This is a genomic window from Zoogloea sp. LCSB751 (assembly GCF_002028455.1).
Taxonomy (GTDB): Bacteria; Pseudomonadota; Gammaproteobacteria; order Burkholderiales; family Rhodocyclaceae; genus Zoogloea.
The window spans coordinates 48513-72736 of sequence record NZ_MWUM01000009.1 but is presented as its reverse complement, the minus strand read 5'-3'; the positions used below and the strand labels follow the sequence as shown (position 1 = coordinate 72736).

General features: G+C 64.4%; 23 protein-coding genes. 10 read left to right on the top strand and 13 right to left on the bottom strand.

Translation table 11 applies throughout. The annotated features are described in order from the left end of the window. Positions 1 to 241: 241 nt before the first annotated feature. The gene (locus B4920_RS12290) at positions 242 to 1246 is read left to right on the top strand and encodes a DUF1615 domain-containing protein (protein WP_216819856.1); all 1005 of its coding nucleotides are present in this window, start codon (positions 242 to 244) and stop codon (positions 1244 to 1246) included. 132 nt (positions 1247 to 1378) lie between these two features. After that, the gene (locus B4920_RS12285; RefSeq protein ID WP_079434978.1) at positions 1379 to 2674 is read left to right on the top strand and encodes an acetyl-CoA hydrolase/transferase family protein; all 1296 of its coding nucleotides are present in this window, start codon (positions 1379 to 1381) and stop codon (positions 2672 to 2674) included. Between the two features lie 105 nt (positions 2675 to 2779). Here the strand turns inward: B4920_RS12285 and B4920_RS12280 are convergent, their stop codons facing one another. Then, complete coding sequence (locus B4920_RS12280; protein WP_079434977.1) at positions 2780 to 3625, bottom strand: 23S rRNA (adenine(2030)-N(6))-methyltransferase RlmJ; 846 nt, start codon at positions 3623 to 3625, stop codon at positions 2780 to 2782. Between the two features lie 80 nt (positions 3626 to 3705). Next, positions 3706 to 4062: a nucleotide pyrophosphohydrolase gene (locus B4920_RS12275; RefSeq protein WP_079434976.1), complete on the bottom strand. Its 357-nt coding sequence runs from the start codon at positions 4060 to 4062 to the stop codon at positions 3706 to 3708. A gap of 242 nt (positions 4063 to 4304) precedes the next feature. Between B4920_RS12275 and B4920_RS12270 the strand changes: the two genes are divergently transcribed. Next, entirely contained in the window at positions 4305 to 4835 is a 531-nt protein-coding gene (locus B4920_RS12270) for a gamma carbonic anhydrase family protein (RefSeq protein WP_079434975.1), read from the top strand. Positions 4836 to 4869: 34 nt separating this feature from the next. On the opposite strand, the gene B4920_RS12265 is transcribed toward B4920_RS12270, so the two are convergent. Beyond that, positions 4870 to 5730 (bottom strand): endonuclease/exonuclease/phosphatase family protein, encoded by an 861-nt coding sequence (locus tag B4920_RS12265; RefSeq protein ID WP_079434974.1) that lies wholly within the window; start codon positions 5728 to 5730, stop codon positions 4870 to 4872. 257 nt (positions 5731 to 5987) lie between these two features. Here B4920_RS12265 and B4920_RS12260 point away from each other — a divergent pair, with 257 nt between their 5' ends. Then, a complete protein-coding gene (locus tag B4920_RS12260; RefSeq protein WP_079434973.1) occupies positions 5988 to 6839 on the top strand; it encodes an HDOD domain-containing protein in 852 nt (283 codons plus the stop codon). 7 nt (positions 6840 to 6846) lie between these two features. Here the strand turns inward: B4920_RS12260 and B4920_RS12255 are convergent, their stop codons facing one another. The 7 genes from B4920_RS12255 to B4920_RS12225 all read right to left on the bottom strand — a co-directional run bounded on the left by B4920_RS12255 (position 6847) and on the right by B4920_RS12225 (position 17057). Beyond that, entirely contained in the window at positions 6847 to 8826 is a 1980-nt protein-coding gene (locus tag B4920_RS12255) for an alginate lyase family protein (protein WP_079434972.1), read from the bottom strand. Between the two features lie 333 nt (positions 8827 to 9159). Beyond that, complete coding sequence (locus B4920_RS12250) at positions 9160 to 10470, bottom strand: carbohydrate porin (RefSeq protein WP_254050916.1); 1311 nt, start codon at positions 10468 to 10470, stop codon at positions 9160 to 9162. A 185-nt stretch (positions 10471 to 10655) separates the two neighbouring features. Beyond that, a complete protein-coding gene (locus B4920_RS12245) occupies positions 10656 to 11798 on the bottom strand; it encodes a M14-type cytosolic carboxypeptidase (protein ID WP_079434970.1) in 1143 nt (380 codons plus the stop codon). Positions 11799 to 11805: 7 nt separating this feature from the next. Continuing rightward, positions 11806 to 13074 carry a DUF445 domain-containing protein gene (locus tag B4920_RS12240; RefSeq protein WP_254050915.1) on the bottom strand — a complete coding sequence of 423 codons (1269 nt, stop codon included), beginning with the start codon at positions 13072 to 13074 and terminating at the stop codon, positions 11806 to 11808. Positions 13075 to 13086: 12 nt separating this feature from the next. Beyond that, entirely contained in the window at positions 13087 to 13872 is a 786-nt protein-coding gene (gene yaaA, locus B4920_RS12235; RefSeq protein WP_079434969.1) for a peroxide stress protein YaaA, read from the bottom strand. 98 nt (positions 13873 to 13970) lie between these two features. After that, positions 13971 to 14843 (bottom strand): cation diffusion facilitator family transporter, encoded by an 873-nt coding sequence (locus B4920_RS12230; protein ID WP_079434968.1) that lies wholly within the window; start codon positions 14841 to 14843, stop codon positions 13971 to 13973. A gap of 3 nt (positions 14844 to 14846) precedes the next feature. After that, positions 14847 to 17057 (bottom strand): bifunctional (p)ppGpp synthetase/guanosine-3',5'-bis(diphosphate) 3'-pyrophosphohydrolase, encoded by a 2211-nt coding sequence (locus B4920_RS12225; RefSeq protein ID WP_079434967.1) that lies wholly within the window; start codon positions 17055 to 17057, stop codon positions 14847 to 14849. A 121-nt stretch (positions 17058 to 17178) separates the two neighbouring features. On the opposite strand from B4920_RS12225, the gene B4920_RS12220 reads away from it, so the two are divergent. Together B4920_RS12220 and B4920_RS12215 are read left to right on the top strand one after the other, a co-directional pair. Then, positions 17179 to 17949, top strand: a complete 771-nt coding sequence (locus B4920_RS12220; protein WP_079434966.1) for a zinc-dependent peptidase — start codon at positions 17179 to 17181, stop codon at positions 17947 to 17949. Positions 17950 to 18050: 101 nt separating this feature from the next. Next, a complete protein-coding gene (locus tag B4920_RS12215) occupies positions 18051 to 18491 on the top strand; it encodes a host attachment protein (protein WP_079434965.1) in 441 nt (146 codons plus the stop codon). Positions 18492 to 18617: 126 nt separating this feature from the next. Here the strand turns inward: B4920_RS12215 and thpR are convergent, their stop codons facing one another. From thpR to ispD, 3 genes are read right to left on the bottom strand one after another with little or no spacing between them, the layout of a single operon-like run. Beyond that, on the bottom strand, positions 18618 to 19145 hold the full coding sequence (thpR, locus tag B4920_RS12210) for an RNA 2',3'-cyclic phosphodiesterase (RefSeq protein ID WP_079434964.1): 528 nt from the start codon (positions 19143 to 19145) through the stop codon (positions 18618 to 18620). Continuing rightward, positions 19138 to 19629 (bottom strand): 2-C-methyl-D-erythritol 2,4-cyclodiphosphate synthase, encoded by a 492-nt coding sequence (ispF, locus tag B4920_RS12205; protein WP_079434963.1) that lies wholly within the window; start codon positions 19627 to 19629, stop codon positions 19138 to 19140. Before ispF ends, thpR begins: the two co-directional genes overlap by 8 nt. A gap of 2 nt (positions 19630 to 19631) precedes the next feature. Continuing rightward, on the bottom strand, positions 19632 to 20333 hold the full coding sequence (gene ispD / locus B4920_RS12200; protein ID WP_079434962.1) for a 2-C-methyl-D-erythritol 4-phosphate cytidylyltransferase: 702 nt from the start codon (positions 20331 to 20333) through the stop codon (positions 19632 to 19634). Positions 20334 to 20405: 72 nt separating this feature from the next. Between ispD and B4920_RS12195 the strand changes: the two genes are divergently transcribed. The 4 genes from B4920_RS12195 to amrS are packed head-to-tail and all read left to right on the top strand — an operon-like array spanning position 20406 to position 24157. Then, positions 20406 to 21674, top strand: coding sequence for an MgtC/SapB family protein (locus B4920_RS12195; protein ID WP_079434961.1), 1269 nt, complete (start codon positions 20406 to 20408; stop codon positions 21672 to 21674). A gap of 37 nt (positions 21675 to 21711) precedes the next feature. Continuing rightward, positions 21712 to 22530, top strand: a complete 819-nt coding sequence (gene amrB / locus B4920_RS12190) for an AmmeMemoRadiSam system protein B (protein WP_079434960.1) — start codon at positions 21712 to 21714, stop codon at positions 22528 to 22530. Next, positions 22517 to 23080 (top strand): AmmeMemoRadiSam system protein A, encoded by a 564-nt coding sequence (gene amrA, locus B4920_RS28415; protein WP_088179454.1) that lies wholly within the window; start codon positions 22517 to 22519, stop codon positions 23078 to 23080. Before amrB ends, amrA begins: the two co-directional genes overlap by 14 nt. A gap of 3 nt (positions 23081 to 23083) precedes the next feature. Next, positions 23084 to 24157 (top strand): AmmeMemoRadiSam system radical SAM enzyme, encoded by a 1074-nt coding sequence (gene amrS / locus B4920_RS12185; protein WP_088179453.1) that lies wholly within the window; start codon positions 23084 to 23086, stop codon positions 24155 to 24157. Positions 24158 to 24224: the final 67 nt, after the last annotated feature.

Below are 24224 nucleotides of genomic sequence, written 5' to 3'. Positions count from 1 at the left end.
CCTCGCCCTACTCGCCGGCTGTGCGACCGGTAACGCCCCCGTAGAGTCCCGCCCCTCTCCACGACTGCCTCCACCGGTAGAGGCTGCGGTACAAGCACGTCCACTGCCGGCACCGGACCTACCGCGCCCCACCCCGCAAGCGGTGCCGGCAACACCACCCGCTCCGCCGCCGCTTGCAATCAGACCACCTCAAACTCCCATCCCCGCCACCTACCCCGGCGAACGCGAAGGACGTGCGCTGGTGACGCGCTTCATTCCTCCCACAGCCAAGGATCGCGACGGCTGGGCCGCTGACATCTTTACAGCCTTCTCGACGCTACGTATTCCCCCGACACCGGACAATATCTGCGCCGCCATCGCCGTCATCGAGCAGGAGTCCAGCTTCCAGGCCGACCCCACAGTACCCGGCCTGTCGCAGATCGTCTGGAAGGAGATCGACAGCCGGCGGGAACGCCTGCACCTGCCCAAGCTGTTGGTCGATACCGCCTTCTTTAAGACCTCTCCTGACGGACGCAGTTACAAGGCGCGAGTCGACGCCCTGCGGACGGAAAAGCAGATGAACGCGCTGTTCGAAGACATGATCTCCGAACTGCCCAACGGCAGATCCCTGCTCGGCGGCTACAACCCGGTACGCACCGGTGGACCGATGCAGGTCAGCGTAGCCTTCGCCGAAGAGCAAGTCAGGGAGAAGCCCTATCCTTACCCCCGCCAGGGCAGCGTGCGCTCCGAAGTGTTCACCCGTCGGGGAGGTGTCTATTTCGGCATCGCCATCCTGCTCGACTACCCTACGCCCTACAGCAAGATCCTGTACCGCTTCGCGGACTTCAACGCCGGCCGTTACAGCAGCCGGAATGTAGCCTTTCAGAATGCGGTGGTCCGGCTCAGCGGCCGGTCCATGGCGCTGGATGGCGACCTGTTGCGCTATGTAGATGGCGCTCCGTCGACGGAGCCGAGCACCACGCTGACGGCCCTGCAGACGATCGCCGCACGCCTCGGCATGTCACGTGCGGACATCATGCGCGACCTGCGTCAGGAGAAGACCTGGCAGTTCGCCCAAACCCCGCTCTACACACGGGTCTTCAACCTGGCAGAGACATCCGGCGCCCGGTTGCCGCGGGAAATGCTGCCGCAAATCGATCTCAAGAGCCCCAAGATCCAGCGCAAGCTGACCACCGCCTGGTTTGCCAAGCGCGTGGACGGCCGTCATCGCACCTGCCTGGGGCGCAACCCGTCGACGCTCCCCTGAGCGCAACCTCACGACGCTTCCTTGATCCGGCCCATACGGAAAAGTACGGACCGGCTTTACAATCGAGTACAGCTTGGGCCACAAGAGCGTGGTCTAATCTGTACTAAAAAGATTACCAAGGGAGAAAAGCCAATGAGTTTCCAGGAGCAATACGCCGCCAAGCGCACCACCGCCGCAGAAGCGATCCGTCATGTTCATAACGGCGATACTGTCGTCGTACCGACCGCCGTCGCCGAGCCGCCGGCCCTGCTCGGCGCGCTGTCCGAGCACCGGCGCGACTTCCGCGACGTGAAGGTCTCGCAGATCCTGTCCGTGCGCAAGTTCGGCTACCTCGATCCGAGCACTGCCGAACATGTGCGCCACGTGGCCTACTTCTTCAGCGGCGCCACCCGCCCCGGCTTCCGTGAAGGTGTCGTGGACTTCACGCCCAGCTATTTCTCGGAAATGCCGCAGCTGATCGACCGCGGCCTGATGCCGGCCGAAGTCGTGTTCACGCAAGTATCGCCGATGGATAAACACGGCTACTTCTCGCTGGGCATTGCCGCCGACTACACGATTGCCGCGATCCGCAAGGCACGGGCAGTGATTGTCGAGGTCAATCCGAACGTGCCGTACGCCTTCGGTAACTGCCACATCCATATTTCCCAGATCACCGCACTGGTCGAAAACGAGGAGCCCATCCTCGAGGTCGGCCTGCCGACCATCGGGCCAGTTCAGGAAGCCATCGGCAAGTACGTCGCGGATCTCATCGACGACGGCTCCACGCTGCAGATCGGCTATGGCGGCATTCCCGACGCAGTGGTGATGCAACTGACCCACAAGCACGATCTGGGCATCCACACCGAGATGATCGGCGACGGCATCCTGACCCTCATCGAAGCCGGCGCAGTCACCAACCGCCGCAAGAACTACCTGCCCAACAAGATGGTCGCGACCTTCGCGCTCGGCTCCAAGAAGCTCTACAGCTGGATGGATCGCAACCCGATGTTCGAAATGCATCCGGTGGACTTCACCAACGACCCCTACCTGGCTGGCCAGAACGACAACCTCATCGCCATCAATGCGACGCTGGAAATCGACTTCCTCGGCCAGTGCGGCTCCGAGAGCCTGGGCCCGATCCCCTACTCCGGCACCGGCGGCCAGTCCGACTTCGTGCGCGCAGCCAATCGCTCGAAGGGCGGCAAGGCCTTCATCGTGCTGCCGTCCACTGCCAAAGACGGCGCCATCTCCCGCATCGTGCCGACCCTCACACCCGGCACCCACGTGTCCACCAGCAAGAACGACATCAACTACGTGGTCACCGAATACGGCGTGGCGCAACTCCGCGGCAAGACGGCCAAACAGCGTACCCAGGCCCTGATCGGCATCGCCCATCCGGACTTCCGCGAAGAACTGACGGCGGCCGCCAAAAAGATGCACCTGCTGTAAGCACGAACGCCGTTCCGACCACAGAGCCGGAACGGCGTTTCAACAAGATTGGATCGCAAAATTCTGCGGGCCGGCGCGTCAAAACGCAGGCCCGCAGAATTTCGTTCAGGGAATCTTGTATTCCAGATCGAACTTGGCCTCATCGTCGAGGCCAAGCACCCCCACCAGATAAGGCATCACTTTTTTCAGGGTTTCCGGCAGGGTCCACGGCGGGTTGATGATGAACAGGCCACTCCCGTGCATACCAAAGCCATCTTCCGAAGGCTTGTGCACATCCAGGCCCACATTCAGCCAGCTCGTCACCGGCAGGCGCTTCAGCTTGTCGGGCAGCTCCCGCGACTGCATCGACTGCAGCTTCGGATACCACACCACGTAGGTGCCCGTCGCGAAACGGCGCAGGCTCTCCTTCAGCATCGCAATCACCGTCCGGTAGTCGGTCTTCACCTCGTATGGCGGATCGATCAGAACCAATGCCCGACGGGTCGGCGGCGGCAGGAAGGCATTGATGCCGGCAAAGCCGTCCTGTTCGAGAACGAGCGCGTTACTCCCTGTACTTTCGAACGTCTGCTGCAGCAGCCGACTATCGGCCGGATGCAGCTCGAAGAGCCGCATCCGGTCATCCGGACGCAACAGGGCCGCGGCACAACACGGCGATCCGGGGTACAGACGCAGGCGATCGTCCTTGTTCAGGTCACGCACCACCTTCAGGTACTCCCTGAGTTCCTTCGGTACGTCCTTGCGACCGAGCAGGCGACCAACACCCTCCTCATACTCTGCGTTCTTGCGCGCGAAGGCCTCATCGAGGGAATAACACCCCGCACCGGCATGGGTATCGATGTACCAGTAGGGCTTGTCCTTCTGATTGAAGTATTCCAGCAACTGGACGAGCACGAAGTGCTTGAGCACGTCGGCGTGGTTTCCGGCGTGGAAGGCATGGCGGTAACTCAGCATGGCGGATGCACCCGGCGACGGGAACGAAAGATCAGGGGCGCGATGTTAACACCTCGTCTGCCCCACCGCCTCCCCGATGATCACTCCGGCGCATCGTATTTGCGGCGGGACCCACGGAATCGGTCGACCGGATACTTGGCTGCATTCTTTGCCAGCTTGGCACGGGCCACCACCGCCAGGTCGATGCCCGCCCGATCCGCGATCAGCAGCAGGTACAGCAGCACATCCGCACACTCGTCCTCCAGCGCCTCCCGACCGTACAGATCCTGCGGCAGCGCGGCGATCTCGTCGTCACTCTTCCACTGGGTCAGTTCCAGCAGTTCCCCCGCTTCGAGGTTGAGGGACACGATCAGATTGCGCAATGAGTGGAACTGGGACCAGTCCCGCTCATCCCGAAAGGCACACACGAGCCGGGTCAGTTCATCCAGATCCGCCATTCCATCCCCTTCCATCGAAAACACCAAAACCCTCTTGAGACACCCTGGTCTTCAACGCCTGGCAAGCATTTTCGGCCATTTTCGCCCGTTTCAGGGCGGTGCTAAGCCCTTATTTCAGCAAAGGAAATGTATCAAAATACTACGCTTTCCCCTTGCACTGGACCGTCACCCTGCTATTATGGCGCGCTCTTCGACCGGCCATTCGGCGGCACGGCCGAGACTCAACTAAAACAGGAAAACACATGCCGATTTACCGCCTCGGAGAGCGCGCTCCACAATTGGAAGAGGGGGTCTGGATCGCAGAAAATGCCACCGTCGTCGGTGACGTGCGCCTCGGCCCCAATGTCAACGTGTGGTTTGGCGCGATTCTGCGCGGAGACAACGACCCGATCACGGTCGGCGAAAACACCAATATCCAGGATGGCGCGGTTCTGCACACCGACGACGGCGTGCCGCTCGATATCGCCCACGACGTCACCGTTGGCCATAAGGCCATGCTCCATGGCTGTAAGGTCGGGGAAGGCACGTTGATCGGCATCAACGCGGTCGTCCTCAATCGTGCGGTGATTGGCAAGCACTGCCTTATCGGAGCCAACTCCCTGATCCCGGAAGGCAAGGTCATCCCGGACCGTTCGCTGGTCTGTGGCTCGCCAGGGCGGATCATCCGCGAGCTCACCGACCACGAAATCAGCCGCCTCAAGGCCAGCGCCGACGGTTACGTGAAGAACGCGCTCCGTTACCAGGCCGAGCTGGTCGAACTCAAGGACGAGTGAACGTGGGCCCCGTGGCCGTGGCCCACGGAGAGACTCACAACAGGTTGAGCATGATCGGCTGGTGGTCGGAGGCGGCGGTAGCCTGATTGACGGCAACCGCGTCGAGCTTGTCCACCAGGTCGGTGCTGACGAAAAAGTAGTCGCAGCAGTAAGCCCGATCCGGCCACTCCGCGCCGTTCAAACCGACGGTGCTCAGGTGGGGGATGTCTCCATAACAGGCCGGCCATGCGTCGACCCATTCCGGACCGGCCTGCCCGCTCAGCGTCATGCGGTAATACGCCTCGCTGCCCGGTTCGCAGTTGAAGTCACCGCAGATGATGGCCGACAGTGGGCGCGGCCAGCGCCGAAACGGCGAATCCTCGTCTGCGGCCTTGCCCTCCGGTAGAGCAGCAGCACTTTCCTCCCCTTCCCTCACCTCTGCCTGCAGGCTGCGCAAGGCATCGATCTGTGCCGAACGCTGCACGCCAGAGTAGTACTCCAGATGCGTGTTCAGCACCCGAACCGACCCTGCCGGCCCTGAGACCACCACCTCCAGGCACACCCGCGGCATGCTCGGCACTCCGGCATCCAGCGGCCGTGGCAGGCTGTGACGAAGCACCTGCCCGACGGGCAATCGCGACAAGGTCAGATTACCGAACAGATTGCGCCCTCCCTCCCGGTCCGGTACATCCACGCCGGCGGCAAAATGGGTGCTATAGCCCGGAAACGCCGCGGCGAGCACCGCCACCTGATCGACCGGCGCCTGCCCCTGCAGGCTGGCAAAACCGACCGCCACCTCCTGCAGGCACAGCACGTCGAACTCACCCAACATGCGGATCGCCGCAATGCTGCGGGCGAGGTCCACCTCGCCGTCGGCGCCCCGCCCCCACTGAATGTTCCAGCTCAGTAGCTTCATTGAAAAACCCGTTCTCCTTGATTGCCGCCCCGCTGCCAGCAGGCCCTTCGGGTCGGTTTTCTGCAGGATAGCAAGGCCGTCGTCACACCTCTTCTCCTATCCTCCCCACTCTGTGCTCAAATCCCGAAATACCTTCAAGTGACTGATCGAAACAGGATTTTTTTCACGCTCAGGCCAAGTCCGAAAAACGGGCAAGCAACTAAAGTGGCGCTGGCAGATGCCGTTAAACTTGTCGACTCCGCCATCCCACAGAACCTATGAGCACCCCTCAGGAACTTGTCGCCTGCGTCGAGAAGCTCGCCAGCCTGCCGGCGATCTATCATCGTATCCGCGACATCCTCGACGACCCCGACAGCTCGGTGCAGCAACTGGCCGAAACGGTATCCAGTGACGCGGCCATCACGGCCCGCGTGCTGCGCATCGTCAACAGCGCGCTGTACGGCTTTCCGGGCAGGATCGAGACCGTGGTACGGGCCGTTAATCTGATGGGCATGCAGCAGATTCACGACCTGATCCTCAGCACAACGGTCATCTCCGCGCTGTCGTCGATCCAGCCGCCGCAAATGCCTCTGATGCGCTTTTGGAAGGGTTGCGTGTTCCGTGGCCTGGCTGCCCGTTCTGCAGCCCAGCGGCTCGGCGTCGGCGACCCGGAACGACTGTTCATCGAAGGCCTGCTCGCCGATATCGGTCATCTGGTGATGTTCCAGGCCGTACCCGATCTCTGTCGGGCGGCGCTCGAAAAGGTGCAGGACAGCGGCCTGCCGCTCCACGAAGCGGAGCAGTCCATCATCGGCTGCAACCATGCCGAGGTCGGTGCGGCGCTGGCGTCCGCGTGGAGCCTGCCACCCAGTTTCGCAACGGTGATCGGCGCCCAACTGATGCCGGCCCTCGGTGGCTCCCATGCCACCGAGGCCGCGCTGCTGCACGTGGCCAACCAGATCCTAGCGACGGACGAACTCGATCAGCCGGATGAAACTGCGCTAGGCCTGCTGGACCCGCTCGCCGCCGCACGGCTCGACATGGACGCAGTGCAGCTTGCCGCCATCCGGGCCCAGGCCCGGAGCGAATCGCCGGCGGTCATCGCCCTCTTCTTCCCGACCCAACCCTGAATCGGGCTCAGGCTCGTTTCAAGACGGTTTCGAGAACCTCTCCGCCCCTGACGTGGCCCCGCCACACAAGGGTCGTGCTGGGTACCATGTTGTCGTAGCGGCGGGAAACCCAGCCGGCCATCGGCTCGTCGGAGCCCCTCAGGATGCTCACCTCCCCGTCCGGAGGCAGCGTCATCCGCAGACGCACCGGTCCGTTGGCGATCAACACCCCGTCCGGCGTACAGGTCACGTGGCATTCCTCGCTGAAATGCCAATTCAAGCTCACCGACTGCGGCGTGCTGGCGATCACCTCGTCGACAACCGTCAAACTTGCGCTTTGCCTCTCCAGACGCCAGCTACGCCGGTGTACCGGACGCCCGGCCAGCCGCCGGTAACCGTCATGCTCCGCAATCAGGCTCTCCACGACCCGGTTGCTGTCCCGCTCCAGTACACGGGTCGTGTATTTCCGCGACCAGATGAACTTGCCACCCGACACGGCCTGATCCTGGTTCAGGATCGTCATCGTGTTGTGCATGGCGGTACCACGAAATGCTTGGCGCCATTTTCTGGGACCGTGGTAAGTGCCCGTTCCCGGATCGATCAGAAACTCCCGCCCGCTCACCGACAGCGTGAATGAAAGCGCATCGGCATGACCATGGGCGGCAATGCCATCACGCCCAAGCGGCCCTGCGTCGGCAACAACCCGAAACTCATCGGCCGTATCCAGGTTGGCGCCTAGAACATAGGTGCCACCATCGGGAAAATCGGTACGCCCGGTGGCCGGCGCCGACTTGAGCAGCAAGGAATCGAACTCGCGGCACCGCGCCTCACCAAGCAACCAGCGGGTGCGCGTATCGACGATACCTGCCTTGCGCGCCAGCCCCGGGTTGCCAAACAGCAGGGCCGCGGTGGCCAGCTGCGACTGATGGATATCGCCGCCCGCTCCAAGCACCAGCCCGCTCAGTTGTGCGTCGTCCGTATCGCCGAACATGGGCACATGACCGCCGGCATCCATGATCGCCGCGAGGTATTCCTGCATGGCCTCCATGCGCTGCCAGTAGGCCCCGGAGAACGGTTTGCCCGTCGTCCGAGCGGCCAATCCGGCAAACAGCAGACAATCCCACACGAACTGCTGCCCGCCTGTCGCCTGCTCCCGATCGACACCATCCGGCCCAATCTGGGCCAGCACCTCCGCCTCCAGCCCCGCCCGCGCATCCCGACGCCACTGGGACGACTGATCCCAGCACGGCCAGGTGACCCCTGCGACGAACAGACCGGCCAGTTCGCCAATCAGATTGCTATTGACCGACGAATGCCGCGACCGATGACTACGGATGAACTCCGCATGGCACCAGACGCTTTCCAGCCACGCGCTCCTCAGCACCTGGCCGACCGGCGATTCGAACAGGGACGAAGCCGCCCCCCCGATCAGTTGCCAGACCGTCGCCCAATTGACGAGACGTACGCCGGCCTCCAGCGCGCTCGACCAGTTGGGGCCAAGCGTCGGGGGACACTGGTCGATCCAGCTTTCCAGCAGGACCCCGATCCCATCCAGGTAACGCCGCTGCCCCGTCCCCCGCCATGCCTGGGCCAGACACACCAGTTCCAGATGACGATTAGGCCCCCACAGATACTTGATGTCACCAACCTCTGCCGTATCACGGACCGACATGATCTTGCCATGGGTCAGCGGCAGCAGCACCCCGTTGGCCGGATTGCGATTCCATTCCGGCGGAAAACCGAGTTCGATCCGCCCCCGGGCAAGAACTCTCCAGTATCCGGCAAGGACTTCGTCGGCCCGCAGCAGAACCCAGGAGTTGCTCCGCATCTCGTCCACGGGCAACCAGGATGCGCCGGGCGTATCGAGTCGCGCCACAGGAGCCGGGCCCGACGCACGCCCGCGCCCCGCGGCCTGGGTCGCCTCAGTGCCGGCCCGATTCACGATCTCCGCCACCGACAGGCTGCGCAGGCGATTCCAGTACCACCCTACTCGGGCCAGCTTCGACATAAGTCTGATTGTTCTCCGTTCAAGCGGCGGATGCCTCAGAAGGCCAATCGCCCGGCTTCGCAACCTTGCGGCGGGCCTGCGTCAAGCCAGTAGGACAATCCGCCAAGGCAGAATGCAAAAAACTAAACTCATGAATTCTGCGACCAGGAATCGGAGAGACAAGTTAATTTATACGCAGTTTGCAAAAACAAACCGTTTGGCATCAGTTTTTTGCAAACTCTGTCACATCCAAAAAATCTCCATTAAATAAACAAATTCATCAAAAAAAGACGGGCACCTCGATGCCCGTCTTTTTGCTCCCCCGAAGGCTCTCCGCCCTCACCGCTTGCGGCGTTAGAACTCCGCATGAAAGCGCAAGGCAAAGAAATTAGCCGGTCCGCGGTCGGCGTTGTAACCCGGGTTCCACAGCCGCTGGGCATCCGCCGTCACGAAGAGGCTTTTCCACACATTGAAGCTGTAATAGGCCTCGACGACCTGCTCCGGCTGATAATTCAGTCCGCCATCGCCGAGGAAGAAGGACAGGCCTCCCGCTTCCAGATATCGGCGACGATCCCCCGATAGCGCATTGCGGGCATAACCGACTCCAACCGTATCCGCCGCCCGCCCCCAGCGATTGCCCTTCAGGGACAAACCGGTTCCGATCGAGCTGTCGGTCTCGGTGAACGCAAAGGTCTCGCTACGCCCGTCAGCCTTCATTGCGCGCAGGAAGAAACCCAGATCTGCAGAAATCGCCTGCTCAAGGTTGATGCCGAGACCAAACTTGATCTGGTCGCCATGGCGCACTGCCAGGATCGCCTGCGGATCGGCTGCCGGATTGGCCCGCAGGTAGTCGAGCGCATCGTCGAAGCGGGCCAGCCGGGCCCGGTTGCGCCAGGCCAGCACGCGGAGTTTGCCGGGCTGGCCGTACAGCGTGTGGGCGCGCTCCACCTCGATCTGGTCGCCATAGTGTTTGCCGATGCGCGAATCGATGGGAAGCATGTTGGGCTCCTGCGGGCCGGTCATCCGGCCGATGCGCACTGCCCAGTCATCCTGATACCACTCGAGCGTATAACCCCAGCCGAAACCTCGTGCGTCAGCGGCGTAGTCGTAGGCCAGCGGCGCCATGAACGCAGCATTCATGAAATGGACACGGGGGTCCTTGGCGTAGACGTTATCGTCAAAAACATCGAGCAACGAAAAATTACCGACAGTCAGCACCACCCGGTTCTTGTCCACGAAACCGGCCATCTGGTTCAGGTCGCCCTCTTGATGTTCCTGCTCACCGCCCAGCCCCCAGGTCTGGCGCAGAAACAGGCGCTGGCGGTACGACTTCGGACGGGAACCGGCGGTCCGCGTCAATTCCCCGTTCGTGAACGCCGCAGTACCCTCCAGGTTTGAAAACGGTCGTCCCTGGGTCTCTTCCCCGTTGAAGTACAGTTCGCCCCCCGTCCATGGTCGGAAGCCTAGGAAGGCTGTCGCCGTTGCCGTGTAGCTCTTGTCGTGGTCGGCGGTCAGACTGTTGCGGCCGCTGTAGTCCGCATGGAATGCCGGCTTGTTCTGCCACACATAAGTCGTCTGAAAACGTGCAGTCCACGTCTCGGTGTCTTGTGATTCAGCACTTGCTTGCCCTGGTGCAACCAGGCCGGCGAGCAGGCCGAGGGCCAATGCAGACAATGACCGGCGTCCCCTGCAGCGGGGGCCGGCGAAAGAATGGATACGCATAGGATTCAATCCGACAAGCGGTCGGAAACGGGACGTCGCCCGGCTCCGTGGGATGAAGGGTCGGTGGATTGTATGACTGTAATGTTACGGTTCATGGATCCGGCGCAAGGCACCGGCCCCACGCACGCTCAGTCCGTCAGATGGCCGAGGATGGGATTGAGCATGGCCGCGCCAAGGCGCTTGCTGCGCTCGCCGTTCCAGCCATTCAGACCATCAGGGAGGTTGGCATTGTCCTTGAACGGCATTTCCAGGGTCAGGGAGACGCAACCAAAGCTGTGGGCCACCCACTTCGAGGCCAGGCTCAGCAACTCGTCCTTGAAACGCCCGTTGAGATAGCCGTGCTCGGTCTGGAAATCCGGGCTCACCACCTGAAAACGCTCGACGAAACGCGCCTGGCGGCGCTTCTGCTCATCCGAGAAGCCTGGCACCTCCTCCGCGGTCGAGAAGAACACATAAGGCAGAGCCTCGTCTCCGTGGATATCGAGGAACAGGTCGATGCCCCTCGTCTCCATCGCCTGGCGCACCAGCAATACCTCGGGGCTGCGCTCGGCGCTCGGCGCGCGCCACTCCCGGTTGAGGTTGGCTCCGGCCGCGTTGGTACGCAGGTTGCCGCGGATCGCTCCGTCCGGGTTCATGTTCGGCACGATGTAAAGCACCGCGTGTTCGCGGATGCGGCGGGCCACCGGATCGGCCGCGTCGAGCAGGCGTTCCAGCAGGCCCTCAACGAACCACTCGGCCATGCTCTCGCCCGGATGCTGGCGCGCGATGATCCACAGCGGCCGCTTGCCCGGCGCAGCGCGGCCGACGGTGACCAGGTCCAGGTCGCGACCGTCCACCGTCGCCCCCAGGTTGCTTACCGACGCAAAGGGCGACATCTCGACCCGCCCCAGCAGATCCAGGTGGCGCTCGTGGGAATACGGCTCGAAATAGGCGTAGTAGATGCTATTGCGTTCCGGCGTGTGCTCAACGATCAGTTGCCCGTTCTCATAACGGGTCGAACTGATGCGGAACCAGTGCTGGCGATCGTAGGACGCCACACAGCGATAATCCGGCCAGCCATCCGGATAGGCAGCCTCGGCCGCGTTCTCGAAGACCATCCGCACGCCCTGCCCCGCTGCGCCATGCAGACGGAAATGGAACCACTGGCGGAAGGTCCCGTCGCCGCTCACACCCTGATCGGCCCGCAGGCGCAGGCGAATGTCGTCCGGACGTTCCACGGACAGCACCTCGATGGCGCCGGAGTCGAAGTTGCTGCTGATTCTGAGGGTCATGGCTGGATCAGGTCAGGAGTTGGGTCACCGCGTACAGGGCCAGGCCGATGAGGCCGCCGACGAAGGTGCCGTTGAGACGGATGAACTGCAGGTCGCGGCCGACGCTGACTTCGATCTCGCGCACGAGATCCTCGTCGTTCCAGGCCCGCACGGTGCTGGCGATATGACCGGCCAGGCCCGTACGCAGCTCCGGCGCCAGGCTTTCCACGGTCTTCTCCAGGTGTTCGTTGAGGGAGTCCCGCAGCGCCTCGTTGGCGGCCAGGCTGGTGCCGAGCGCCCCCGCGGCCGACGCGATGCGCTGGCGGATCATCGAGTCCGCGCTGGCCATGTCGCGCCCCAGCCAGGCACGCAGTTCGTCCCACAGATCCCGCAAATACGTGCCCACCGCCGGATGGGCGAGGAACTCCCGCTTCATCTGGTCCACCTGGGCCCGGAAGGCCTCGTCGCTCTTGAGGCGCCCGATGTAGCGGGTCACCACTTCGTCGAAGGCCGCCCGGCGCGGATGGTCGGGATTGGTGGCGATGTCGTCGAGCAGGCCATGCACGCCGGCAACGATGCCGGTCGCCACCTTGTCGCCGAGTTCGGTCGGGTCGATGCCGACGAAACCGAGGGTCGCAACCACCTTCGGATATTCCCGCGCGGCCACGTCGAGAATCATGCTTGCGAAACTGTGGCGCACGCCAGGCTCGTCCAGCCATTGAGCCAGCTTGTGGATGCTCTCGTCGAGCAGGGCCTGGTGGCGTCCGCCCTGGGTCAGCGCATCGAGAATGCCGCCCATGCTGTCGGCCATGTCCAGGCTGCCCGCCCGCCGACGCAGTGCATGCAGCGCCAGCCGCCGCACGCGCGGGTCATCCATGAAGTCCAGGGACTCGGCCATCACCACCACCAGCCGCTCGGCGAAGATGGTCGCGTTCTTGGGGTCCTTCAACCAGCCAGCCAGCCGCTCGGCCGGATTGGCACTGCGCAGGCGGGCCACCAGCGACGCGGTGTCGAGGAACTTGTCGCGGATGAACTCGGCGATGTTGTCGGCCAGCCGCGCCTTGTTGCGCGGCAGGATCGCCGTGTGGGGAATGGGCAGCCCAAGCGGATGGCGGAACAAGGCCACCACCGCGAACCAGTCGGCCAGCGCGCCTATCGTCGCCGCCTCGGCAAAGGCCGCCACCCACGGCCAGCCTTGATAGCGGGCCAGCACGAACAAGGCTGCGACGGCCAGCAACGCAGCGGCTGCCAGTCCCTTCATGCGCGCCAGCTGCGCGATCTTTTGCGGATTCGCCACGCCCAGCTCCCGTCAGTCCTCGCGGCGCCGGAAAACCCAGCGATCCGCATCGGAGGCTTCGGCGGCAAAGGCATAACCGTCGAGGTCGAAGTCCTTCAACTGCGCCACTTCGTCGACCCGGTGGGTGATCGCGTACCGTGCCATCAGACCGCGGGCGCGCTTGGCGTAGAAGCTGATGATCTTGTAGCGCCCACCCTTCCAGTCCTCGAAACCGATGTTGAGCAGGCGCCCCTTCAGCTGGGCCGGCTTGACCGACTTGAAGTATTCCTCGGAGGCCAGGTTGACCAGCACCGGTTCATGGCCCGCCGCCTCGTCCCGCGCCAGCAGGCGGTTCAGCGCCTCGGTCTGGGTCATGCCCCAGAATGCGTACAGATCCTTGCCACGGCCATTCTTGAAGCGGGTGCCCATTTCCAGACGATAGGGCTGCATCAGGTCCAGCGGCTTCAGCAGGCCGTACAGGCCGGACAAGATGCGCAGGTGCGCTTGGGCGTAATCCAGGTCGGCCTCGTCGAGGCTGCGCGCATCGAGTCCGTCATACACGTCGCCGTTGAAGGCCAGCACCGCCGGCTTCGCATTCTCAGGCGTAAAAGGCCGTGACCATTCGGTATAACGCGCCACATTGAGCGCGGCCAGCGGGTCCGACAGATCCATCAGCCGTGCGACCTCGGCATGGGACAGCTCGCGCAGACCGGCAATCAGCTCGGCGGCATCGTCCAGATAGTCGGGTTCGGTAAAACGCGGGGTGGTGGGCGGCGTCTCGTAGTCGAGCGCCTTGGCGGGGGACAACACGAAAATCATGGGGACTGCCCGGATTCGGAAATGCCGCGATTTTACTGCCTGCGGACCTCATTTCGGGGATGGAATCCAGCCTTGAGAAATCCGCCCCGACACCAAGCTCAGGGCAAGGGCTCCAGATGGGTCGTCACTTCGGTGCCCGGCAGGGCCTTGCCGAGCGCCGCCTCGATCTCGTCGAGCAGTGCATGTCCCTCGCTCACGCTCCAGTCCCCCGGCACCAGGACCACCACCTGCAGAAAGGACGAAGCCCCGGCCCGGCGGGTGCGCAAGCCCTGGAAAGCGACGCCGCGACAATGGAAGGATTCGAGCACACCAATCGCCCGCTCCATGGCCACGCGGTCCATGCTGCGATCCATCAGACCATCGACCGACTCCCGCAGCAAGTGCCAGGCCTCCAGCGTGATATGCAGACCGACGGCAATCGCGATCAAGGGGTCGAGCACCAGCCAGCCGGTCAGCGCGACCAGGGCGACACCTGAGATGACGCCGACGGAAGTCCACACATCGGTCATCAGATGGCGGGAGTCCGCCCGCAAGGCAATCGAGTCGAAGCGCTCGCCGGCCCGGCCAAGCACCCGGGCCACAGCGAAGTTGATGACGGTGGCCGCCGCCGACCAAGCCAGCCCCCAACCGGCCGATTCGAGCGGCGCCGGGTAGATCAGGCGCTCCACGCCGGCCCAGATGATCGCCACCGCAGCGCCGAGGATCAGGATCCCCTCGAAGCCGCTGGAAAAGTACTCCGCCTTGCCGTGCCCGAAGGGATGGCGCCGGTCTGGTGGATCCCGGGTGACCAGGATCATCCACAACGCGAAGGTGGCGCCCGCCAGGTTGACGAAGGACTCCAGCGCGTCGGACAGCAGGCCCACCGAGCCGGTCAGCCACCAGGCCAGGGTCTTCAGGCCGATGGTCGCCACCGCCGCGGCGATGGACAGCCACGCGAAGTGATGCCGCTCGAGGCGGCTAGCGTCGATCACGCCTCAGCCGCGCTCCACGTCGGTGACGCCCTTGACCTCCCGGATCAGGGTGACGGCCCGCTGGATCTGGTGCACACCCTGCACCTCCAGCGTGAAGCGCATCCGCGCCGCCCCCTTGCGGCTGAGGGTATTCACGGCGATCACGTTGAGCTTTTCCCGCGACAACACTTCGGAGATGTCGCGCAGCAACCCCTGCCGGTCCATCGCATGGACCAGCACGTCCACCGGGAAGACGGCGACTTCCTTGGTGACCTTGGCCGCCTCCCCCCACTGGGCACTGACCAGTCGCTCCGGATGCCGGCTCACCAGCGCCTGGAAGTCCCGGCATTCGACCCGGTGGATGGACACCCCACGGCCGCGGGTGACGTAGCCCTGGATCGCGTCCGGCGGCGCCGGCTTGCAGCAGCGGCCGAGGGAGGTCATCAGCTTGCCGACGCCGACGATCAGGATCGTATCGCTGGCGTCGCCCGAATGGCTCTGGCCGATGACCACCTCCGGCGTCTCCGGCGGCGACTCCAGGGCGTCCGCCCCACGCAGCGCCACCTGGATCGCCCGCGGCCCGACCTCGCCGCGCCCGGCAGCGACGAACAGCGCATCGGGACTCTTGAAACCCAGGCGAGTGGCGAGATCCTCGAGATTGACCTGGCCATGCCCTTCGCGCTGGATTTCCTTGGTCAGCACACTGCGGCCACGGACCAGCAACTCCTCTTCTTCAAGCGCGCTGAAGTACTGCTTGATCTTCTGGCGTGCCCGCGGCGTAGCCACATAGTTCTGCTGCACATTGAGCCAGTCGCGGGACGGCCCACCCTCCTTGGTGGACATGATCTCCACCGTCTGGCCGTTTTCCAGCGGCGTGTTGAGGGTGACCAGTTGCCCGTTGACCTTGGCACCGCGACAGCGATGGCCGAGATCGGTGTGCACCCGGTAGGCGAAGTCGATCGGCGTCGCCCCGCGCGGCAGGTCGATGACCCGCCCCTGGGGCGTGAGGGCGTAGATCGTGTCGTCGAGGGAGGCCCGCTTGAACTGCTCGAGCCAGTCCGCAGAATCGGTGACCTCGTCGCGCCATGACAGCAGGCTGCGCAGCAGGGCGATTTTTTCGTCGTACTCGCCACTCGACGCACCCGACCCTTCCTTGTAGCGCCAGTGCGCCGCCACGCCCAGTTCAGCGTGGTTGTGCATGCCGTAGGTGCGGATCTGCACCTCCAGCGCGCGTCCGTCACCGGCATACACGGCGGTGTGCAGCGACTGGTAATTGTTGCCCTTGGGCATCGAGATGTAGTCGTCGAACTCCTTGGGGATCGGCGTCCAGATCTGGTGCACGATGCCCAGCACCGCATAGCAGTCCTTCACCTCGGCAACCAGCACCCGCAACGCGCGCACGTCGTAGATCTGCGAGAAATCCAGGCGCTTGGCGCGCATCTTGTTGTAGATGCTGTAGATGTGCTTCGGCCGGCCATAGACCTCGGCCTTGATGCCGATCGCCTCCACTTCGCTCTTCAGGCGGGCGACGGCATCCACGATGAACTGCTCGCGCTCGACACGACGCTCGTCGAGCATGCGTGCGATGCGCTTGTAGGTTTCCGGCTCCAGGAAGCGGAAGGACAGGTCCTCCAGCTCCCACTTGAGCTGCCAGATACCGAGCCGGTTGGCCAGCGGCGCATAGATGTCGAGACTCTCGCGGGCGATGGACTCGCGGATCTTGCCCGGGTGATCGGTGAAATAGCGCAGCGTCTGAGTACGCGACGAGACCCGCAGCAACACCACGCGGATGTCCTCCACCATGGCCAGCAGCATCTTGCGCAACACCTCGCTCTGGGCGCGGATCTCCGGCGCGCTGGCGGTGGTGGTCATGCGCGTGATGACGCGCAGCCCGTTGAGCTTGCGCAGGCCATCCACCAGGCTCGCCACCCCTTCGCCAAAGCGGGCGGTGACCTGTTCGCCGGAATGGTCCAGTACGTCGCCAAGTGCAAAACACAGTGCCGCGACGCGCGTATCCGCATCGAGGCGCAGGGACGCGACGATCAGCGCAGTGCCGAGGGCGTGCTGCCAGATGGGTTCGTTGGTGCCGAGGGTGCGTTCCCCATAGAGGGGCTGGACCCACTCCAGGGCGACACCGACCCGCGCAGCATCATCGGGGCCGAGCCCCTCGCACAATAATTCGACCGCGGAGAACGCGGACACTGACTGGGATATCGAATGTGTAACGGCAACCATGCCGGCATTATCCTATAGGCTGACGCCACAAAGCTTGATCTTCATCGTGTTCGGGTGACCGACAACACGCGGATGGTGCGCTCATCGCACCGCCGGCTCCTTCGACAGACATCGACCCGCCATGTTCTCCGCTTTCCGCCGCTGGCGCCGCCAGCGTGCCGCCGACCGCATGCAGGTGGCTCCCGCCCAGTGGGCACGCATTGAGCAGAGCCTGCCCTTCCTCGACTTCCTGCCTGCGGAGGAGCGCCCGCGCCTGCGCCGTCTCGCCCTCGAGTTCCTCGCCGACAAGCAGGTGCATGGCGCGGAGGGCGTGGATGTCACCGACGACATGCTGCTGTCCATTGCCCTGCAAGCCTGCCTGCCGATCCTCCACATCGGCCTCGATGCTTATGCCGACTGGGTCGGCATCGTGGTCTATCCCGGCGACTTCGTCATTCCGCGCAGCGTCGTCGATGAGGATGGAATCGTCCACGAATACGACGACGAAGTCCTTGGCGAAGCCTGGGAGAACGGCCCGGTGCTGCTCTCGTGGTTCGACGGCGAAGCGCAGCCGGTCGGCATCAACGTGGTCATCCACGAATTCGCCCACAAGCTGGACATGGGCAATGGTGAAGTGGACGGCTACCCGGCCCTTCCCGCCGATATGCCCGCCACCGACTGGGCGGCGGCCTTTCAACCGGCGTTCGACGATTTCTGCCGGCGCGTGGACGGCGGCGAAGACACCCTGCTGGACCCGTATGGCGCCGAGCACCCGGCCGAGTTTTTCGCCGTCATGAGCGAGGCTTTTTTCGAGACACCCGGGCGCTTGAAGTCAGAATACCCCGCTGTTTACACACAGCTTTCCCGCTTCTATCAACAGGACCCCGCGGCCCACGAAACCTTGCCGCAATAAAACCAACGGCATTCCTGCAACAAAACTTTGAACTCCCCCGATCCGCTGTCTACAGTGGGTAAGCCGCCTCGGCATTCCTTACCAAGTGTGGAGAGCAATACATGGCTATTACCTGGATTCTGGTCGCCAACGCGAGTCTCGCCCGCCTCTATGCAAACCTCGGGCCCAAGCAGGGCCTGCAACTCGTGAAGGAAATCGCCCACCCCGCCAGCCGCATGAAGAATTCCGAACTCTCGTCCGATCGCGCCGGGCAGATGCAGGCATCCATCAGCGGACACGGTTCGCGGGAGCAGCAGACCCCACCCAAAGAGAACGCCGCCCGCAGTTTTGCCCAGAAGCTCGCCAAGGAGCTCTATCTCGGACGCAGCCGCAATCTATTCGGCCGCGCCATCGTCATCGCACCACCTGCGTTCATGGGCATGCTCAACGCCGTCCTCGACCGACCGACAGCACAACTGATCACCGACCGCTTCGAGAAGGACTACACCAAGACGCCGGAGCCCGCACTGCGTGATCATCTGGAAGGATGTCTGTTCGTCTGAGCCATTCGTCAGGTTGCAACAAGGTCTCCTCTGACCTCCCCGCGCGCCCGTTCGGGTCAGCGCACTTTCAGGCGGCTGCGATGCCCATCGTTGCCGCCTGATTTTTGTCCACCCGCCCGTGTCCGCTCAATCCAGCGCCCAGCCTGCCACCCGGTGATAGTCCGCGCCATGCGGCGTCAGACAGGACTCCACCAGCACCCATTCGACAACATCCCACACAACCGGCTCCGCAACCGGAGGCGTGCAGGTGGCTGTCGCCTTGCGCAGCAGGGTCATGTGCGGAACAAAGGCCGGCCCGCTGGCCGGCAGGCCGATCGCCGCCGTCTGCCGGCGGATGTCGGCTGCCAGCTGCAGCAGGGCCGGCGGCGGTTCCGCACACCCCGCCCACACGATATGGTTGTGTGGCCAGTAGCCGAGGGAATTCAACTGCACTTGAAAACGTGGCGCCCGCAGCTGCCCCAGCAAGGCCAGGAGCTCCGGCAGCCGGTCCGCCGGCACCGCGCCGATGAAGGCCAGCGTGAGATGCAGGGTCTCCCTCCGCATCCTTCGCCCACCACAGTCGCGGTGGGCCTCGCCGGCCAGGTCATGCAGGCGGTCGGCCAGTGCCGGCCCGGGCCACAGGGCCACGAACAGCCGACGGCTTTCTTCAGCCATCCACGCGGGCCAGCAGCGCCACCGCCTGGGCGGCAATACCTTCGCCGCGGCCGGTGAAGCCGAGCTTCTCGGTAGTCTTGCCCTTGACGTTGATGACGGCCGGCTCCACGCCCAGGTCGGCCGCGATGTTGGCGATCATCGCCGGCACATGAGGCAGGATCTTCGGCGCCCGGGCGATCACCGTCGCATCCACGTTGATGGTCTGCCAGCCGGCGGCCCGCGCCGCGGCAGCGGCCTCGCGCAGCAGCACACGGGAATCGGCCCCCTCGAAGCGCGGATCGGTGTCGGGAAAATGCCGGCCGATATCGCCCAGGCCGGCGGCGCCGAGGATGGCGTCGGTGATCGTGTGCAGCAGTACATCGGCGTCGGAATGGCCGAGCAGCCCGCGGGCGAACGGGATCGTCACGCCGCCGATGATCAGCGGACGGCCCGGAACGAGAGCGTGGACGTCGAAGCCCTGCCCGATGCGGAACGGAACATTCATCTCTAAGCCTCGCGATGTTGAAGAATCCACTCGGCCAGGTGCAGGTCGAGGGGGAAGGTGACCTTCAGATTGGTCGGATCGCCGCGTACCAGGCGCGGCTTGAGGCCCATGGCCTCGATGGCACTGGCTTCGTCGGTGACGTGGCGGGCATTTTCCAGCGCACGCTTGAGCATCACGTAGCGGAACATCTGCGGCGTCTGGGCCTGCCACAGGCCATCCCGCGGCACGGTGGCAGCGATGCGGTGCTGGCTGTCCTCACGCTTGAGGGTGTCGGCCACCGGTACCGCCAGGATGCCGCCCACCTCGTCATGGATCAGCTCGCGCACCAGGTTCTCGATATGCCACGGCGCCAGGCAGGGCCGCGCCGCGTCGTGAACGAGAACCCAGTCGGATTCGGACGTATCATCGGCAATGGCGCGCAGGCCATTGAGCACGCTGTCCGCCCGCGACGCTCCGCCGCAGAACAGGGGCACCAGACGGTTGCCGAAAGGGCTCCAGTCATGGCGGTCCCATTCCTGATCACCCACAGAAAGGACCACATAGACCCGATCGATCACCGGCGATGCACACAGTACCGCCAGGGTGTGTCGGATCAGAGGCTCGCCGAGCAGGGAAAGATATTGTTTGGGCTGTTCGCTGCCCATCCGGCTGCCGCTTCCGGCCGCCGGCACCATCGCATAACAACGGGTCGTAGGATTTCGCATCGCGCGATTCTACTCAATGTCACCCACGATCCTGCCGCTGATTAAGCCGTACGCCTTTTCGGAGAACCCATCATGCTGTTCTCACAAGCCTTCGATCCCCGCGAACTGGAAGCCCTGGCCCTGGCCACTGCGATCGGCCTGTTGATGGGCCTGGAGCGGGAACGCCGCCCGTCAGCCCTCGCCGGCGTGCGCACCTTCGGGCTGACCGGCCTGCTCGGTGCCCTGGCCGGGCTTCTCACCGAGCAACTCTCCGAACCCGCGTTTCTGGTCGGCGGTTTCGCACTGGTCGCCTCGACGATCATCGCCGCCAACTACCGCCAGCCCGAACCCAACGACCCGGGCACCACCTCCGTGGTGGCGCTGCTGGTCTGTTACTGCCTCGGCGCCCTGGTCTGGCTGGGACACGGTCGGCTGGCCGTCATGGCGGCGGTCGGCTCGACGATGCTGCTCTATTTCAAGTCCGAGCTGCGCGGCGTCGCCGCCCGCCTGACCAGCCAGGACTGGCGCTCGATCCTGCAATTCTCGGTGCTGTCGCTGATCGTGCTGCCGATCCTGCCGGACCGGGGCTTCGGCCCTTACGAAGCGATCAACCCCCATCAGGTGTGGCTGATGGTCGTGCTGATCTCCGGCGTCAGCCTCACCGGCTACGCCGCGCTGCGTCTGGTCGGCGCCCGTTACGGCGCACCGCTGCTCGGACTGCTCGGCGGGCTCGTCTCCAGCACCGCCACGACCATGGTGTTCTCCCGCCATGCTCGCGAGAACCCGGCCATGGCACCGACGGCCAAGCTGGTCATCCTGCTCGCCAACCTGATCATGGTCGTGCGGGTGTTGGCGATTGCCGGCGCGCTGTCGCCGGACATCACCCCGCTGCTGGTGACCGGCTGCGTGCTGGCGGTCGTTGTCGGCGGCGTGGTCATTGCCTTCGACTGGCGCCAGCTGTCCAGCCAGAATACCTTGCCGATACCGGAAACCCGCAACCCGACCGAACTGCGCACGGCGATGGGTTTCGGCCTGCTTTACGCCGGCGTGCTGGTGTGCGCGGCCTGGCTGTCGGACATTGCCGGGCAGGGGGGCTTGTATCTGCTGGCCTTCGCCTCGGGTCTGACCGATGTGGATGCCATCACCCTGTCGACCCTGCGCCTGCTCAATATCGGCAAGCTCGAATTGATGCCATCTGCGATCGCCATCCTGCTGGCCATGCTGGCCAACCTGGCCTTCAAGGCGGGGCTGGCTTTCGCCCTTGGCGGGCAGATGCTCGGCCGGCGCGTCCTGGGCGGCATGCTGGTCGTCGGCGCCGGGCTGGGCACCGGCATCGTCTGGTTGCTGCGCACCTCCCTATAATGGAATCAGGCAAGCCTGTAGCGAATAGAAGGAAATCATGGCTCACGCGTCCCAACGTCTGCCGGCGGTTGCCGGCATGTTCTACCCGGCGGATCCCCACAGCCTGCATGCACAGGTAGCAGGTCTTTTGTCGTCGGCCATTCCCGCCGAAGTCGTCGAAGCGCCGAAGGCGCTGGTCGTTCCCCACGCCGGCTACATCTACTCGGGTGCGGTGGCAGCCAGCGCCTATGGCGAACTCTCACAGCGGCGCAACGTCATCCGCCGTGTGTTGATCCTCTGTCCGACCCACCGGGTTGCGGTACGCGGCATGGCCATCCCGGCGGCGCAGAGCTTCCTCACGCCTCTTGGCGCCGTGGCGGTGGACAGGGATGCCTGGCTGCAGGCGCGGGCGCTGCCCGGCGTGATCGTGGACGACCGCCCCCATGCGGACGAACACGCCATCGAAGTGCAGCTGCCTTTCCTGCAGACCACCCTGAATCACTTCGAGATCCTGCCGATCGCTGTTGGCGATGTCGATCCGCACACGGTGGCGAAAGTGCTGGAAACCCTGTGGGGCGGCCCGGAGACCCTGATCGTCATCAGCTCCGACCTGTCCCACTACCACCCCTATCGCCAGGCACAACTGCGCGACAAGGCCACCATCGCGCAGATCCGCCAGCTCGACGCCCGCCTGGAAAGCGAGCAGGCCTGCGGCGCTGGCGCCATCAACGGCCTGCTCCTCGCGGCCATCCGCCACCACCTGACGCCTCACGTGCTCGACCTGCGCAACTCGGGCGACACCGCCGGCGACCGGGAACACGTGGTCGGCTACGCCTCGATCGCCTTTTCCGAGGACCGCCAGCATGCCCACCACTGACACGCTCGGCCCGGCCCTGCTTGGCCACGCCCGCCAGGCGATTGCCGACGCCCTCGGGCAATCCGCCACGCAACCACCCGACCACCCGCAGCTGAAGGAACGGGGCGCAAGCTTCGTCACTCTAACGATCGATGGCGAGTTGCGCGGCTGCATCGGCAGCCTCAACGCCCACCGCGCCCTCGGCGAGGATGTGCGCGAGAACGCCGTGGCCGCCGCGCTGCGCGACCCCCGCTTTCCGCCATTGTCGGCAAAGGAGTTCGGGCAGGTCCGCATCGAGGTGTCCCTGCTCAGCGAACCCGACTTCATGGAGTTCCGCGACGAGGCCGACGCACTCGCCCAGCTGGTGCCGGGGCGCGACGGCGTGATCTTTTTCAACGGCTGTCAGAAAGCCACCTTCCTGCCCCAGGTGTGGGATCAACTGCCCGATCCCCGTGACTTCATGGCGGCGCTCAAGCGCAAGGCCCGCCTGCCGGCCGATTTCTGGGGTCCCAACGTGATGCTGGCCCGCTACCAGGTCCAGAAATGGCACGAGGGCAGCGAACCGGAGTAGATCATGTCCGACCATCCTGCCCGTTACTGGCATCCCATCGACGGCGGCCGCATCCAGTGCGACCTGTGCCCACGGGACTGCCGCCTGCATGAAGGCCAGCGCGGCGCCTGCTTCGTGCGCCAGATGGTGGATGGCAAGATGGTGCTGACCACCTACGGGCGCAGTTCGGGCTTCTGCATCGACCCCATCGAAAAGAAGCCGCTGAACCACTTCTACCCGGGCTCCAGCGTGTTCTCCTTCGGCACCGCCGGCTGCAACCTGGCCTGCAAGTTCTGTCAGAACTGGGACATTTCCAAGAGCCGCGACATGGACCGGCTGATGGACGCCGCCTCGCCCGACGACATTGCCCGCGTCGCCGCCAGTCACGGCTGCCGCAGCGTGGCCTTTACCTACAACGACCCGGTCATCTTCGCCGAATACGCGATGGACACCGCCGACGCCTGCCACGCCCACGGCCTGGCCACCGTTGCGGTGACGGCCGGCTACATCAGTCCGGCCGCCCGCCGGGATTTCTACGCGGTGATGGACGCCGCCAACGTGGACCTCAAAGGCTTCACCGAAGACTTTTACGTCCGCCAGACCGGCGCCCACCTGACGCCCGTGCTCGACACCCTGCTCTACCTACATCATGAGACGCAGGTGTGGGTGGAGATCACGACGCTGCTGATCCCCGGCCTCAACGACAGCGACGAGGAAATCACCGCCCTGTCCAACTGGATCGCCACGGAGCTCGGCCCGGACGTGCCGCTGCACTTCACCGCCTTCCACCCGGACTACAAGCTCGACCAGACTCCGCCGACGCCGCCGGCCACCCTCAGCAAGGCTCGCCGCATCGCCCGCGATGCCGGCCTGCACTATGTTTACACCGGCAATGTGCACGATCCGGAAGGCGGCACCACCTACTGCCCCGACTGCGGGCAACCCGTCATCGAACGGGACTGGTACGCGATCCTCGCCTATCGACTCGACGCCCAGGGCACCTGCACGGCCTGCGGGCACCGGCTGGCCGGCCGCTTTGGCGAATTCCGCGGCGCTTTCGGCCCGCGCCGTGTTCCAGTGCACATTCACGTCCAATAGGGTGCGGCACGCCCTTGCCCGGCGCTCTCCGGCGTGCCATCGTTGAGCGAAAAATCCGCGCACCATC

Excerpts from the sequence above, each read along its gene's own strand:
- B4920_RS12285 (WP_079434978.1), top strand. The coding sequence starts at position 1,379 with ATGAGTTTCCAGGAGCAATACGCCGCCAAGCGCACCACCGCCGCAGAA.
- B4920_RS12280 (WP_079434977.1), bottom strand. The coding sequence starts at position 3,625 with ATGCTGAGTTACCGCCATGCCTTCCACGCCGGAAACCACGCCGACGTG.
- B4920_RS12275 (WP_079434976.1), bottom strand. The coding sequence starts at position 4,062 with ATGGCGGATCTGGATGAACTGACCCGGCTCGTGTGTGCCTTTCGGGAT.
- B4920_RS12270 (WP_079434975.1), top strand. The coding sequence starts at position 4,305 with ATGCCGATTTACCGCCTCGGAGAGCGCGCTCCACAATTGGAAGAGGGG.
- B4920_RS12265 (WP_079434974.1), bottom strand. The coding sequence starts at position 5,730 with ATGAAGCTACTGAGCTGGAACATTCAGTGGGGGCGGGGCGCCGACGGC.
- B4920_RS12260 (WP_079434973.1), top strand. The coding sequence starts at position 5,988 with ATGAGCACCCCTCAGGAACTTGTCGCCTGCGTCGAGAAGCTCGCCAGC.
- B4920_RS12255 (WP_079434972.1), bottom strand. The coding sequence starts at position 8,826 with ATGTCGAAGCTGGCCCGAGTAGGGTGGTACTGGAATCGCCTGCGCAGC.
- B4920_RS12245 (WP_079434970.1), bottom strand. The coding sequence starts at position 11,798 with ATGACCCTCAGAATCAGCAGCAACTTCGACTCCGGCGCCATCGAGGTG.
- yaaA (WP_079434969.1), bottom strand. The coding sequence starts at position 13,872 with ATGATTTTCGTGTTGTCCCCCGCCAAGGCGCTCGACTACGAGACGCCG.
- B4920_RS12225 (WP_079434967.1), bottom strand. The coding sequence starts at position 17,057 with ATGGTTGCCGTTACACATTCGATATCCCAGTCAGTGTCCGCGTTCTCC.
- B4920_RS12220 (WP_079434966.1), top strand. The coding sequence starts at position 17,179 with ATGTTCTCCGCTTTCCGCCGCTGGCGCCGCCAGCGTGCCGCCGACCGC.
- B4920_RS12215 (WP_079434965.1), top strand. The coding sequence starts at position 18,051 with ATGGCTATTACCTGGATTCTGGTCGCCAACGCGAGTCTCGCCCGCCTC.
- thpR (WP_079434964.1), bottom strand. The coding sequence starts at position 19,145 with ATGGCTGAAGAAAGCCGTCGGCTGTTCGTGGCCCTGTGGCCCGGGCCG.
- ispF (WP_079434963.1), bottom strand. The coding sequence starts at position 19,629 with ATGAATGTTCCGTTCCGCATCGGGCAGGGCTTCGACGTCCACGCTCTC.
- ispD (WP_079434962.1), bottom strand. The coding sequence starts at position 20,333 with ATGCGAAATCCTACGACCCGTTGTTATGCGATGGTGCCGGCGGCCGGA.
- B4920_RS12195 (WP_079434961.1), top strand. The coding sequence starts at position 20,406 with ATGCTGTTCTCACAAGCCTTCGATCCCCGCGAACTGGAAGCCCTGGCC.
- amrB (WP_079434960.1), top strand. The coding sequence starts at position 21,712 with ATGGCTCACGCGTCCCAACGTCTGCCGGCGGTTGCCGGCATGTTCTAC.
- amrA (WP_088179454.1), top strand. The coding sequence starts at position 22,517 with ATGCCCACCACTGACACGCTCGGCCCGGCCCTGCTTGGCCACGCCCGC.
- amrS (WP_088179453.1), top strand. The coding sequence starts at position 23,084 with ATGTCCGACCATCCTGCCCGTTACTGGCATCCCATCGACGGCGGCCGC.